Source organism: Dictyobacter halimunensis, from assembly GCF_036245075.1.
Genome location: NZ_BSRI01000001.1, coordinates 1,121,444 through 1,135,257 on the forward strand (window position 1 = coordinate 1,121,444; position 13,814 = coordinate 1,135,257).

General features: G+C 56.2%; 13 protein-coding genes and 1 pseudogene. 6 read left to right on the forward strand and 8 right to left on the reverse strand.

Translation table 11 applies throughout. The features are described 5' to 3' along the window. Positions 1–49: 49 nt before the first annotated feature. Positions 50–310: a nucleoside/nucleotide kinase family protein gene (locus tag AABA21_RS04455; protein WP_338247787.1), complete on the reverse strand. Its 261-nt coding sequence runs from the start codon at positions 308–310 to the stop codon at positions 50–52. A gap of 783 nt (positions 311–1,093) precedes the next feature. Here AABA21_RS04455 and AABA21_RS04460 point away from each other — a divergent pair. The 5 genes from AABA21_RS04460 (at position 1,094) to AABA21_RS04480 (ending at position 6,966) form a co-directional block, all read left to right on the forward strand. After that, positions 1,094–4,189 carry a winged helix-turn-helix domain-containing protein gene (locus AABA21_RS04460; protein ID WP_338247788.1) on the forward strand — a complete coding sequence of 1,032 codons (3,096 nt, stop codon included), beginning with the start codon at positions 1,094–1,096 and terminating at the stop codon, positions 4,187–4,189. Positions 4,190–4,441: 252 nt separating this feature from the next. After that, positions 4,442–5,026 (forward strand): DUF1214 domain-containing protein, encoded by a 585-nt coding sequence (locus AABA21_RS04465; RefSeq protein ID WP_338247789.1) that lies wholly within the window; start codon positions 4,442–4,444, stop codon positions 5,024–5,026. A gap of 179 nt (positions 5,027–5,205) precedes the next feature. Further along, the gene (locus tag AABA21_RS04470) at positions 5,206–5,700 is read left to right on the forward strand and encodes a DUF1254 domain-containing protein (RefSeq protein ID WP_338247790.1); all 495 of its coding nucleotides are present in this window, start codon (positions 5,206–5,208) and stop codon (positions 5,698–5,700) included. A gap of 284 nt (positions 5,701–5,984) precedes the next feature. After that, positions 5,985–6,182: a YwbE family protein gene (locus AABA21_RS04475; protein ID WP_338247791.1), complete on the forward strand. Its 198-nt coding sequence runs from the start codon at positions 5,985–5,987 to the stop codon at positions 6,180–6,182. Positions 6,183–6,207: 25 nt separating this feature from the next. Beyond that, positions 6,208–6,966: an SDR family oxidoreductase gene (locus AABA21_RS04480; RefSeq protein ID WP_420917130.1), complete on the forward strand. Its 759-nt coding sequence runs from the start codon at positions 6,208–6,210 to the stop codon at positions 6,964–6,966. 68 nt (positions 6,967–7,034) lie between these two features. On the opposite strand, the gene AABA21_RS04485 is transcribed toward AABA21_RS04480, so the two are convergent. The 3 genes from AABA21_RS04485 to AABA21_RS04495 all read right to left on the reverse strand — a co-directional run bounded on the left by AABA21_RS04485 (position 7,035) and on the right by AABA21_RS04495 (position 10,177). Continuing rightward, positions 7,035–8,270, reverse strand: a complete 1,236-nt coding sequence (locus tag AABA21_RS04485; protein ID WP_338247793.1) for an HAD-IIA family hydrolase — start codon at positions 8,268–8,270, stop codon at positions 7,035–7,037. 281 nt (positions 8,271–8,551) lie between these two features. Beyond that, positions 8,552–9,448, reverse strand: a complete 897-nt coding sequence (locus tag AABA21_RS04490; RefSeq protein WP_338247794.1) for an SDR family oxidoreductase — start codon at positions 9,446–9,448, stop codon at positions 8,552–8,554. A gap of 99 nt (positions 9,449–9,547) precedes the next feature. Then, positions 9,548–10,177 (reverse strand): lactate utilization protein, encoded by a 630-nt coding sequence (locus AABA21_RS04495; protein WP_338247795.1) that lies wholly within the window; start codon positions 10,175–10,177, stop codon positions 9,548–9,550. A 97-nt stretch (positions 10,178–10,274) separates the two neighbouring features. Here AABA21_RS04495 and AABA21_RS04500 point away from each other — a divergent pair, with 97 nt between their 5' ends. After that, complete coding sequence (locus AABA21_RS04500) at positions 10,275–11,162, forward strand: sigma-70 family RNA polymerase sigma factor (protein WP_338247796.1); 888 nt, start codon at positions 10,275–10,277, stop codon at positions 11,160–11,162. 273 nt (positions 11,163–11,435) lie between these two features. Here AABA21_RS04500 and AABA21_RS04505 read toward each other — a convergent pair. The 4 genes and pseudogenes from AABA21_RS04505 to AABA21_RS04520 all read right to left on the reverse strand — a co-directional run bounded on the left by AABA21_RS04505 (position 11,436) and on the right by AABA21_RS04520 (position 13,696). After that, positions 11,436–12,131, reverse strand: a pseudogene (locus AABA21_RS04505) (SMI1/KNR4 family protein). Then, a complete protein-coding gene (locus AABA21_RS04510; RefSeq protein WP_338247797.1) occupies positions 12,131–12,751 on the reverse strand; it encodes a class I SAM-dependent methyltransferase in 621 nt (206 codons plus the stop codon). The pseudogene AABA21_RS04505 and the gene AABA21_RS04510 overlap by 1 nt, the downstream one beginning before the upstream one ends. Before the next feature lies 1 nt (position 12,752). Continuing rightward, complete coding sequence (locus tag AABA21_RS04515; protein WP_338247798.1) at positions 12,753–12,953, reverse strand: hypothetical protein; 201 nt, start codon at positions 12,951–12,953, stop codon at positions 12,753–12,755. Positions 12,954–13,006: 53 nt separating this feature from the next. After that, positions 13,007–13,696 carry a TetR/AcrR family transcriptional regulator gene (locus tag AABA21_RS04520; RefSeq protein ID WP_338247799.1) on the reverse strand — a complete coding sequence of 230 codons (690 nt, stop codon included), beginning with the start codon at positions 13,694–13,696 and terminating at the stop codon, positions 13,007–13,009. Between the last annotated feature and the right edge of the window lie 118 nt (positions 13,697–13,814).

The window sequence follows — 13,814 nt, forward strand, 5'->3', positions numbered from 1 at the left end:
TTTCGCCCGCACTGATGTAAAATGGCTTTCCGCCTAACTCTTCGAAAAATCACGGAATGATAGCCTGGGTCGGATCATTGTTGAGCACAATCGCATCTGCTCGTTCCTGGGGATGATCCCGTTGCAAATACAGCTGCTGCCCAGGAATATAACGCTGCAAATAGCGTCTGCGCACAGCCATGGCATCACCAAAGAGTGGCTGATCCCTCTCCACAGCTCGCCGCAGCGCTACCTCGAAATCCGCCTGGACAAAGATCCGATAGTCCCACAACGGATCGAGCTCAGAACGGAGAAGAAAAACACCATCCACAAGCAAGATTGCGTTGAGTGGCGCATACTCTTCTTTTGTAACAAGGGGGGTATCGGTAGAAACATCGAATTACCGCTCGACGATAGTGCCCATTTCCCTTTGGGCCAAGGGGCTGCAGAAGGACTTGTTGAAAAGCTGGATAATCAAACGCATCTTCGTAATAACCGTGGGGAGAATCTGATCCCTGCCGATATCGTTCGCGACGAGGTCGCTGAAAGTCGTCAATGGAAGCACGGATCACGACCCGCCCCTGTTCCTCAAGAAGGGAAGCGAGTTCGTTTGCCAGTGTCGTTTTGCCGGCCGCGTCAATTCCATCGATGGCGACGCGAAGAGGATGAGGGTGATGAAAAGCGGTGATCCTATGTACAAGTTGCTGAAGCGTGTGCTGGCGCGTCATACCTGTTCGTCCTTTCCCACTGTTGTGGACGTGCTTTCATGAAGTCGAAGAACTGGAAGTTCACGTCTCTCATTGTTCATATCTTACTAGATTGAGAGAGCCCTGTGTTAAACAGGGGCTCACGGTATGTTGGCATTCTTCGGCGCAGCAAGAATGCAACACGAGGGGCGAAGAGTGAACGTGAGGAGGCGCCCATCGAGCAGACGAGGCGACGCCTCGTGAACCTATTTACACAGAACGGCCAGATCTCGATTTTCCTTTGCATATGGGCGGCACTTTGTTCCATGTGAGCCTTGAGGTTTCGTTCCTCCCCTGCTATACTCGGTGTTAGGGAACTGTTCGGCTCATCCCTAACATCTCTCACCTTTCTCGCGGAGTGTCATTTCATGAAGATCTCACTAACCGCCGGAGCGGTTTGCAACGGCTGTTTGGTGTATGAACAGCAGGGTCAGAACGTCGTGGTACTAATCGGTACCCCTTCCTGGTATGCCTGGCTGGAAACGGCCACCACCTTTACCTTTACCTGCGATGAGGGCATCTTTACCGCGCACAAAGCACCTGCTGGCAATCGGCGCGGTGGGTGGTACTGGCGCGCCTATCGTCGCAGACAAGGACGGCTCTTCCGCTGTTACCTGGGTGTCTCCACCAATCTCACGCTGGCGAACCTGCAGGAGGCGGCCCGCCGCCTGGCGGGAGATGCTGAGGACACGCCACCTCCTGCGCCTGTTCCCCTTGCATCTCAAAGGCGAACGCCGAGCGTGATCCTCCAGAGCAGCATCACTCCCCCGCACCTCCCCGTGCAGCATGTGGCGCGTCCTCGCCTGCTCGCGCTCCTGGAGCAGGGCCTGAGAGGGCCAGTGATCGTGGTCTCGGCTCCTGCTGGCTCTGGCAAGACGACCCTGCTGGCCGAATGGGCTGCTACGACCACGAGACCAGTGGCCTGGCTTTCCTGCGAAGAGGGAGAGAACGACCCGGTGCGCTTCCTCTCCTCGCTCACTGCGGCTCTGGCGCGCATCGATGCGCGCCTGGACATCGCGGATCAGACTGAGCGCCCCTGGCATCCCCCCGAGCATGAACAGGTGCTGACGCGCCTCCTTAACGACCTTGAGGGTGTACTCCAGCACGACACTGTCTTGATCCTGAATGACGTTCACTCTCTCACGACTGAGGCAAGTCAGGCCCTCTTGCTCTTTCTGTTGAACCACCTCCCCTCGCGCCTACATGTGCTGATCGGCACGCGGGTAGATCCGCCAGGGCTCGCACGCTTGCGGGCGTGTAATCAGATCGCTGAACTGCGCAGTCAGGAGCTGAAGTTTCTGTCCGCGGAAGTCGAGGTGTTTGCGCAGGAGATGGGACTCTCGCTCGGCTCCGAGGCGATCCGTCTGCTCCAAGAGCGGACCGAGGGCTGGATTGCCGGGATTCAATTGCTCACACTCGCCCTGCGCGGGCACAACGACGCGACAGAAGTGCTCCGGGCAGCAAGCATGGCCCCTCGCTTCCTCCTGGACTACGTGCATGAAGAAATCTTGTCCCAGCAACCACCTGAGATGCAGCGTTTTTTGCTCCAAACAAGCGTGCTGGAGCGCCTCACCGGGCCGCTTTGCGAGAGCGTGACCGCAGAGAGTGGTGGACAGCAGAAACTGGCAAGCCTGCTCCAGGCAAATCTCTTTGTCAGCGCACTCGATGACACCGGCACCTGGTATCGCTACCATCCGCTCTTCGCCGAAACGCTGCGCACCCTGCTCCAGCAACAGGAGCCAGCGCTGGTGCCGGAACTGTATCGTCGAGCCAGTCGCTGGTATGAACAGCATGGGGGGGCAGAGGAGGCCTGTGAGTATGCGTATCGAGCAGGCGACCTGCCTCACGCAGCACACTTGCTGGCGGAGTTGGTGCCATCTTTCGTAGAACGGGGAAAGCTGGTGCGCCTGAGCCACTGGTTGGATCGGCTTCCGCAGGAGGTCATTGCGGCCTCGGTGTATCTCTCCCTTGCCTTGATCTGGACCCGGCCCCTACGCACGTCGCAGTCGCCTGACCCGGAAGAGGTCATCAAACACCTCACAGCGCTGCTCAAGACGCACGCAAAGGACGATCCCGAGGTACAGGCAGAATTGCAACGAGAGCTGGCGCTGCAACAGGCAACGCAGGCGCTGGCCCGAGGGGAGATCGCGCAGGCGCTTTCCCGCGCTGCGGAGATGACGCGTTCGCTTACGGGACCTGAGACAACCTGGAGTCGGTTCACCCTCTGGCGTCAGCGCGTGCTCCTTGGGGCTGCCTATCACGTCAGCGGGGATCTCCTGGCCTCGGAGCAGACCTTGCGGCAAGCCTTGCCTGAGAGCTCACCCAGCCCCAATTTCGTGGTCATTGCCAGTCTCGATGAGCTGTACGAAGAGTTGGGGCGATTACGCGAACTGGGACGGCTCTATGAAGACTTGTTCCGCGAGCTCGCCAGGCACCACCATCTCCCGTCTCTGGCTCTCGCCATGGTGCATCAGCGCTATGGAATCCTGTTGTATGAGTGGAATCGCCTGCAAGAAGCCGAGTCCTCTGCGCAGCAATTCCTCGCACTGGTTCCACATCTGGATCTGGCTCGCCCCAGCCCCTGGCTGACACTGCTCGGGCTCGGAGTCCTGGCGCGTGTGGCCCTGGCGCAAGGCAACAGCGAGCGTGCCAGGCAGATCCTGGAGAGCGAAGCGTTTGATGTGGCGAGGTTTCCAGTTCCCCAGGCGAGCAAAGACGTGTTGATGCTGCTTCCTGTCCGCCTTGCCCTGCGCTGCGGACAGCTTGATCCTGCCTTGCAGTGGGCCTCGACCTGCGGGTTACACGCTGACGATCCGCTCACGAGCCCCCTGGGGAAGGGTCGCTATGCGGGCTATGTCACGTTGGCGCGGGTTTTGATCGCACGTGGACGAAGCCACCCAAATGCTCGGACGCTCTCTCAAGCACAGATTCTGTTGGACCATCTGCTGGAGACCTCCGTCGGGACAGGCGCTCACGGTCGGCTTATCGAGATCCAGATGCTGCGCGCGCTAGCGCTGCACGCCCAGGGCAAGGCCAGGCAGGCACTAGCCACCCTGGGACCCATCCTCGCTCAAGCCGAGCCAGAAGGGTATCTGCGCCTGTTTGCCGATGAAGGCGAGGGAATGGCGCACCTGCTTGCGCTGATTGCCCCCTTTACGACCGCCTCGCCTGACTACCTTCAGCGCATCCAGGCGGCGATCGTACCCATCTGGCAGATCCAGCCCGATGCGGCGACGCAACCAGTACCACGCTCGACGCTCTATAAGCCGCTAAGTGCACGGGAGCGGGACGTCTTGCAACTGGTAGCCGAGGGCCTCTCCAACCAGCAAATCGCCGAGCACCTGGTGCTCAGCCAGTACACCGTCAAACTCCATGTCAAGCATCTCCTGACGAAACTGGGCGCCACGAATCGCACCCAGGCCGTAGCCCGTGCGCGTGCCTTGCATATCCTCTCTCCCTTCTGAAGGGGTCATGATCCCCCCAAAAATACCTCTTTGGAGGGAAGACAGCGTGGCCGTATTGCGGTAGACTCTTCAACAACAGGTGAATAACAATATGTTATATGCCTCTAGCAAGCTGCCAGAGGCATATCGTCTGGCACCTTTCCCCACCTGGGGACGTGGCTCCCACGGACGAATGTCAGCCGCGAGAGAACCGAGTGTTCACCTGCTACCCTGGAGCATAGGTGCTCTCACATGAAAGGATGTTTCTCTATCATGCTCTCAGACTCTCACGTCGTGCAAGGAATCATCGTCGGCGGCGTGCTGGCGTTTCTCACGGCACAGATCATTATGAACGCGGTGGTGAAAGCCATGACAACGACCGTCAACGGGTGGAGCACCACTACCAAATGCGGCCAACCCGGTAATGGCATCCTCCTACGGGCCGCATGCGCCCGGACCCTTCCCGCCACCAATGTGGTGCAAGAGGCTGCCTACTGGACGACGACCGTCGACAGCGCAGGGCGGCGGCTCTCCGGCCAGCGCGATTACGTCCTGCATTTTCCTTCCGGACACCTCCCGCCCAACGATGCCTTCTGGTCGCTGACCATGACTGATGTGGTTGGGTATATGGTGAGCAACCCCACCGATCGCTCCAGCGTCGGCTCTCGCTCCGGCCTCGTGCCGAACGCCGATGGCTCAATCGACATTTATCTTCAGCGCGCGGCTCCCGCAGGGCACGAGTCCAACTGGCTGCCTGCACCGGCGGGCTACTTCAAGCTGATGCTGCGCGCGTATCTGCCCGGCCGGGCTATCCTCGACGGCGAATACCACGTACCGCCAGTCATGAAAGTGCAATGAGATGAACAGATTGATTCTGAAATATAAATATCCCATTACGTTCGCCATCCTGGCCATCCTCGCATGGGTCGTCTACAGGTATTTCTCGATGGGGGGGGAGCCAGCTCATTTCATTCGTCGTCGTGGCAGTTATCGTATGGGGACTCGGCACGTTCGTTTTCCTGTATTTTTGGCCGCATATGACGTACAGTGCCTACAAACGAGCGGTAGTTCGGCATGGGCTCGGCGGCGACCCAATCCCAGTCAATACGCTGGACGCGGCGCCCACTCTCTCTTCGCCCGCGGCGCCAAACTCCAGTTTATTAGCAACAGGAACCAACGATGTGCTCTATGTCGGCGGCTGGCTCGACCTCTCTAGAGGGGCGCAGGTTTTGCACGTGCCGGACATGGCGGGCCGATACTACAGCGTGCAGTTCACTGATCCCTCGGACGGCACGAATTTTGCCTACGTCGGCAAACGCACCACGGGAACCGAAGCTGGCGATTATCTCATGAGCGGACCGGGCTGGAAAGGAGCCGTGTCGCAGGGAATGACACAGATTGCTTCGCCGCACAATTCGGTGCTCGTTATCGGTCGTATATTTGTGGAGAACGACAGTGATCTCTCGACCGCCTATGGGCTGGCGAAGCAGATCCAGGTCACCCCACTGAGCCGTTGGCAATCCAACCACTAGCACTCCATTGAAAGGCGAAGCTACCATATCAAAGGTGGACAGTCGCGCCTTTTGAAGCGTACAATAGATGCAACGATCTGTCCACTCACTTGTGAGTGAGTGGCTTGGGTGTGTTATCTCTCCTGAAAGCTGCAGATAACAATGGACTCGTGAAGGGAAGGTTTGTTGCTCTGGATGGGAACGTCACATCCAACGTGTGATTGTGAACATCAGGAAACACTTGACATCCACTCTGTTAACAGAGATATCTCTTCACCAGAAATGGTAGTAGAAAGCGAAACGGCATGCCAGATGGACGCACCCGCCAGGATATACGTTTGGGAATCACCGTGTCAATCGTCCTCAAGCAAGACCAGCGAACGGGAAAACTGACCCGAGGAATCGTCAAGGACATTTTGACAAACTCCGCTTATCACCCGCATGGGATCAAGGTACGGCTGGTCGATGGACAGGTTGGGCGCGTACAGAATATCGAGGAGTAGTATGGCACACGAGGAAGAGAGACACATGAATGGAACGGGTCGCATCGCTCTCGTGACTGGTGCTGGAACTGGTATTGGCAAACGAACGGCATTACTGCTCTTAGAAGCCGGGTATTCCGTCGTGCTAGCAGGCCGCCGAATCGAACCCCTGGAGCAGACGGTTCAGGAAGCTGGGGTGCCGAAGTCGCGCACGCTGGTGATGTCTACAAACGTGAGCGATCCTGAAGCTGTGTCGGCGCTATTCGCGGCAACGCAGGACACATTCGGACGGCTGGATGTGTTATTCAATAATGCAGGCGTGGGTGCGCCCCCCATCCCGATCGAAGACCTGGGGTATGAGCAGTGGTGTCGTGTGCTGGATACGTGCGTGACGGGAACATTTCTTTGCACGCAGCATGCCTTCAGGATGATGAAGCAGCAACATCCACGCGGCGGACGTATCATCAATAATGGATCGATTTCCGCGCATACCCCCCGACCCAATTCCGCCCCGTATACTGCAGCAAAACATGCGATCACCGGCCTCACCAAATCAACGGCGTTGGATGGCCGCCCATTTGACATTACCTGTGGGCAGATTGACATCGGCAACGCGGCAACCGAGATGACAGCCAGCATGGAAAATGGAGTGCTCCAGGCCAATGGCACCGTTGCCATCGAACCAACGATGAGTGCCGATCATGTTGCGCAGGCGGTGCTCTATATGGCGAGTTTGCCACTCGATGTCAATGTCCCGTTTCTCACCGTGATGGCAACCAGGATGCCTTTTATCGGTCGCGGATAAGGCTATGAGGGTGCCCCGTTGTTGTCCTGCCATTCTCTCCCATCTCCGCGAACCGTATTGAGAAGCATTTAGTCTCTCACATTCGTCTCACTCAATGCATCGGCCAAAAATCTGCGCACGTCTTCGCTCACTGGAAAAGGGATGTTATGAGGGTCGACAAAGCACAAGGACGTACCCGATGGTGGCTCATGCTGGATCTCCACGATGTCGCAGATGAAACCATTGGTAATATGCTGTACGACCTCACCTGTAGATAAAGCGCGTACCTGTATCTCCGGATCCGAATAGACGCCGCACAGTCGCTGTACCTGCACTCGCAGGCCAGCCTGTGCCTCAACCTCGCGTAGTACCGCTTCTTGCACCGTTTCTCCTGGTCCCACCACTCCCTGCGGCACATGCCAGACTTCGCCTTCACGTTGCAGAAGCGCTATTTTCCCCTCATGATCCCGCACCAATGCCATCACGGCGGGCACGACACGCTGTGGCCACGCATAGGGCACCGGTTCCCATGGATGGATCATGATGGTGTCATCAAAGAGTGCCGCCAGATCAGGAATGTATCCATCTGGTTGGCGCAAGTCACGGATACCTGGATAAAGCCGTGTAGACGTTGGCAGGCGCGAGATCAGCAGCGCCGTCATACCTGCTTGATGGGCACCAAGAATATCGCTCATCGGGTTATCCCCAATCATAACAATGCGTTCAAGCTCGATATGGGGCAAACCACGGCACGCCTCCCGAAACATCGTGGGTGCAGGCTTGCCAACGATCTCAGGATAGCGTTCAGTCGAAGCCTGAAGAGCGGCTATCAACGCACCGGTGGCTGGCGAAGGTCCTCCTTCATCAGGAAACCAGGCATCCACCATTGTTGCCACAAAGCGTACGCCTTTGCGTAGAAAACGGGTTGCAAGCTGCAGCTGTTCATAATCAATAGCCGTTTCACAACCAACCACCACCACCTCGGGATCCGTCCGAGTAGTGCTGATCCCAACTTCTGCCAGTTCCAATACCATATCAGGGCTCCCGATGGCATACACTTTATGGATTTCCTGCTGCTGCAGGTACAGGCAGGTAGCCCAGGAAGATGTAAACAATTCTTCTTTATATGCCTCAATGCCCAAAGTGTGCAAACGGTCGATCAACCCATCACGCGTTGGACAGGGATTATTCGTCAGGAAACGAATCGCTTTGCCCTGCTGGCGCAATCGCGCTAATGAGGAGATCACGTGAGGAAGAACCTGGCGTCCAACATAAATCACACCATCGAGGTCAAAGAAAAAGGCATCAAATTGATCAACTAACACTATACTTCCCTCTTCCCTAAACATTGCGAGAGACGATACGTAAGCGGCTCGTCTTTCTGTGAATCTAGCACCAGTGTAGCGCTTTTTCGCTCGGAAGAAAACAGCCAAGTAGAGAGTCACAGCTAAGCCAATGTGGGCCAAACCGTGGTTTCTCCACGGTTTGGACAGAAGTTTATCAAAATGAGTGTGCAATGGGATCAAGAAGCGGCGTCCTTTTGCAGAATGCGGATGAGCATGTCGAGAGTATGATGCAGGTTCTCTATTTCACATGTGCTATGGTTTCAATGCCTTCCTCCGTAGCTCTTTGTGTAGGGGAGAGAATCAGCGTATGGGCGAATCAACTCTTCTGATACGCACCAGAGGCGTGTGCGCACTGCCATGTCATATGAACGTTTGGAGGAAGGGACCTGCTTGCTCTTGGAGAAATACTTCCCACTTACTCCCTCCACCTCGGGCGAGGTTGCCAGGTAGAGTGTCGTCTGCGCTCCTTTCTCCGGCCTTGTTCCCACCACATTGTTGAACATTCCAATCAGACGCACAAAGCCTTTCAGGTTGTCATTAAAGTTGGTGGCGACAGCCCCTGGATGCAGCGCGTTCACGGTGATCCCCGTTCCTTTGAGCTGTTCAGCCCATTCATAGGTGGCATAGAGTTGCGCCAGTTTGGAATCAGCATAGGCTCGTGAGGGACTATACCCTCGTTCCCCTTGCAAATTGGCAAAATCGATGCGCCCGAGGGTATGCCCGGCGGAGCTGACATTGATGATACGCGCCGGGGCACTGGCCTTAAGCGTATCCAGGAGCAGGTGGGTAAGCAGGAATGGAGCCAGGTAATTGGTCGCAAAGGCGTATTCCAGGCCATCAGGGGTGACTTCCCGTTCGCTCTTCAACCCACCAACGTTATTGATCAACACGTGAAGCTGCGGGTATGTTTTCGTAAACTCACCTGCGGCACGGCGAACCTGGGAAAGCTGCGAGAGGTCGGCGACAATCAGGTCCACCTGCGCATGTGCGTTCGCCTCTTTGATCTCTGCCTGTACGGCTTCACCTTTGGCGCGATTGCGACAGACCATCACCACCGTCGCGCCCATCCCGGCCAGTTCTTTGGCCGTCGCCTTCCCTATTCCCGAACTGCTCCCCGTCACCAGACACACTTTTCCCTGCATGTTTATTGCTGCCATGATAGATATCCCTCCAAACTTGAAAACTGAAACACCTTTCTTCTGTGACCCTGATGTACGTATGAGAGAAGGAGAGGTGCTCTTCCCTTCTAAGAACGCCTAAAAGCCAAGCTGCTGCTTGACCAGAACTACCGTAATACGACCAGGCTCGTGCTCTGCATTGATGGTCAACAGTTTATTGATGGCGCTGCCCTGGCCGTAGACGTGCTGGGCGCGTTCATTTTCTAAGGGAAGGCTATAGGTGTGGATGCGGCGAAGTCCGTCTTCTCGCGTCCGCACGAGCTTTTGCGTGCCCACCACCCAGATCACCGTGCTCGCGCCAAAGACAGCGGCCCCTAACTGGCTACCGGATGCTGATGCAATGAGCACCTCGCCCTGTTCAGTGATCGCCTGGACGCTGCCTACCAGGACATCGGGGGCCGCAACCAGTTTGCGCATCTCGTGGCGCTGGGTCATAGGATCAAAGGTCGATAACCGGGCGCGCACCGATTGAAAGCGGTTTGCGTGCTCGATCTGCTCTGGCAGACCGAGTGCCTCAAGGGTACGCGAGGGCGCGTCATAGACCTGTGCACCAGTGGGGATCAGGTCAAGTACAAACGTTCTTGCCTCTTCGATGGTCGCAAAGATGACCACGTGTATGCCGTGCGTTTGCAGGGCCTGAACGGTTTGCTCGATCTGCTTCTCTGATGCCAGGTGCGTGAACTCAGACTGTGAGAGATTGGTAGTCATAGCGATTGGTTTCCCTTTCTTATCTATTCTCTATTGTCACATTCGTGGGGGTTCCTTTGTCATTCTTATGACAAAACAAAACGAGGAAGTGTGACCAATGATAAAGACACAGAACTGGTTGGCTGCGCAATTTGAGGTGGAGCGTCCTCGATTGCGAGCGATGGCCTATCGCATGCTTGGCTCACTCGCCGAGGCAGAGGATGCCGTCCAGGAGACCTGGCTCCATCTCATCCGTGCCGATACAAGTAATGTCTCAAACCTGGGTGGATGGCTGACGACAGTGCTAGCACGCATCTGCCTCAATATGTTGCATGCGCGGAAATCGCGACGTGAAGAGTCTCTAGAAGCGTCTCTGTCTCTCCCTGTCACCGACCACGAGGGCGGGATTGACCCTGAGGAAGAGGCGGAACTTGCCGATGGGGTGGGCCTGGCGCTGCTGGTCGTCCTGGACACGCTTGCCCCCGCCGAGCGTCTCGCCTTCGTTCTGCACGATGTTTTCGCCGTGCCCTTCGATGAGATTGCGCCTCTTGTGGAACGTTCTCCGATGACGACCAGACAGCTTGCCAGCCGTGCCCGCCGTCGGATACAAGGGGTGGCAATGGTAAAAGATGCCGATCTGGCCTTCCAGCGAGAAGTCGTTGATGCGTTCCTCACCGCCGCGCGCGAAGGATCCTTCGACGCACTCCTGACAATACTCGACCCGGATATTGTGTTCCGAGCCGACCACGTAGCCGTCTCCCGAGGCGCTGTAAGGGAGGTTTGTGGCGCACAGGCCGTCGCCAGGGGAGCGCGACAGATCCTGGAACGCATCCCGTTCGCACAACCAGTGCTCGTAGACGGGGCGGTGGGAATCGTTATTGCTCCGCGTGGACGGCTCCTGCTCCTCTTGCGTCTCACCATCAGAGACGGCAAAATCGCGACCATCGATGCGATTACCGATCCAGAACATCTGCGCCAGTTGCACCTTGCAGTCCCGCCCAGTTGACGCGTCATAGGTGGACTTGATCCGCTTTCGTAGCGTGCCCAAAGATGAGAGCTTTCTTTAGAGCGCATCGTGCAAGTGGCATGACAGCCAGGCAAGAGCACAGAAGAGGAGGCCTCGAGAAACCATGTGCCCTAGATAAGATTTTGGGTCATAAATTGGTGCACCGTCAGCGATGCCTGTGTGGTAGGAGCACCGTATGATAGGTGCTCCTGCTGCCAGCTTATCATGCCTATCACGGCCAACCCCTGGAGAATCCCGCTATAGCCCTCTGCCCTACGGGCTCTCTTTCCACTTCGGCTTGTCGCGAACCATCATATACTCGTTGTATCCGTCTAGCGTCGCCTCAAGATGTTTTCCTCCAAATTCGTCGAGCTCATAGTACCCGGCTTCCAGCCACTGCGCCCACTGAGCAAGGAGCGCCGCGAAGCTGGGAGCAATCACCCAATCGGGGCCATAGTCATAAGAGAACACCTGGCCCGCCTGTCCTCCAGCCGTAGGGGCCATGTCCAAACACAACAAGGATCCACCCCCATTCTCAGCCATCACTACCCACCCATTATGCCACAGCACTGGTTGCACCGGCGGATGCTTCCGGTGCGGATCGGTCACAAAGCCTGCCGGTTCATTGTCGATCTGACGTCATGCTTGTATCAAGTCGTGCAACGGTAACAGCTCACTCATTCCCTCGATATCCAGAAGACCGGAACCTCCTCCGTTGTGGATGCGATAGAAGGTTTTGAAATCTTCGGGAAGAACGAAACCCAGCAGTGTTTCTGCTTCCACAATCTGCGCCTCAGAGGCCCCTGGGTTGAAGTTCTCCAAGATATGAGGGGTATGTACCGTGAGCCAGTGTTCAATCCGTTGCCAGAATTCAATAACCGATTGCATAGTCAGTCTGCCTTTCTTCGAAACAGTTGCGCCAGGTACCCAATGCCAGAGAACGCTGTCCCCTATGATTGCTCTTTGCATTAGAAGTGATAGCGCAAGATCCAACCGCCCTCCTTTCTCAATGCGGGCACGCAATACATCAAGTGGCAGATGGCGCGATAGGTACCGGGTGCCCTGGCAACATACGGCGATCCTATGATGGATTGCGCGTCAATAAGCTTGAGATGAGGGTCCCATGTTTCAGGTTCATGGGGATCGTCGAAGCCCGAATTGGCAGGCGCGATACCAATCGCTTTGATGGAAGGGTGCGCAACCATCAGTCGCGACGCCAGCCTGCTATAGCCATTGAATGCCAGTTGGCCGCCTGGAAAGTGAGCAGTTAAGCGCCTGAAAAGCTGTTTGATCTCTTCCTCCGTCAGAAAAGGGAGCAAGCCATCCGCGACGATGATCGCGGGACGGTCCATTGGAATACAATGTAAGAAGTCGGGACTGGTCAGCGAGGCGCCAATCATCTGATATCCAGCGGTCTCGCTATAAAAGCGTTGGCGTAACGCGATCACATCGGGATAGTCGATGTCGAACCAGCGCGCATCCTTTGGTGGATCTACCCGCTCTCTGCGATCATCTAGCCCGCACCCCAGGTCTAATACGGTCGCGTCAGGGTGTGCGGCGAGAAATTCCACCGTGCACGCATCAAGCATTTTAGCTCTGATCGCTCCGCCCAGGCTTTCTTTTTTGAGGCACCCTCAATCTGCTGAAATCATAATCGAGGTGCTGGACAATCTCTTCCGCTTTCCTGTCACCCAGAAGTGGATGCCTGGAGCGGCTATCCATCGCCCTGGTATAGAGCGTCAGAAGGAGCGTTTCTTTTATCCCTGTAAAAGGAACATCAACAGTCTTCATCACCGTATCCTTTGTGCAGCCCTGCATGTACAACATACTTCTGGTATCACAACTTATCTGGCCCCATTGCTTTTTGGTGCATCGAGGATGATGCCAGCAACTACTGAAGCGACAAGGTATTCCCGCGCCTGGGCCAGATTTGAAACCGTGGAGGCATCGGCTTCAGATAGCATGGCATGGTAGAGAGGCATTGAGGCCAGGTAGGACAGACAGGTCTGCAGCGCCTGCATCAACTGAACGGTGGGAGAGAAACCTGAGCGCAGCCATCCTGCCTGCCGGGCTGGTTGAAATATGGCCTCAAACTTCTCAATCTTGTCCGTGGGCATTTGCGTACTGATTCTGGCATAGGTTTGCCATCCATCCGCCATCTCCCAGAGCAAGATGCGCATCAGTCGTGGATGTCCAACCAAGTGATCAAACAATCCACCAATCGCCGTTTCGAGGAAGATCCGGAACTGGCTCGCATCCCGAAAAGGGTCTTTTTGCTCAAGTAGAGGCGCAAAGGCACGCGCCCGCACATTGGTCGCCTCTTCATGCGCTCGCCTGAGTACCTCGGTGTAGAGATTGAGTTTATCGCCAAAGTATTGAAAAAGTAGGCTTACGTTATAGCCCGAAGCCTTCGCGATCGTATCGATACGCGCCCCAGCGAACCCATGCTCGGCAAAGACCTCCACCGCGGCTTCAAGGATCGCCTCACGCGTTCTCTGCGCGTCACGTGTTCGCTTCCCTTCTGCTGGAGACATATAGCTCTTCCTCTCGATGTCACACCTGTTAATAACTAAGTAATTACTTAGATAATAGCGGCGTTTTGGCGGCGCGTCAAGAGAAGATGTTTAAGATAACCTGTCGCGCGATATCATT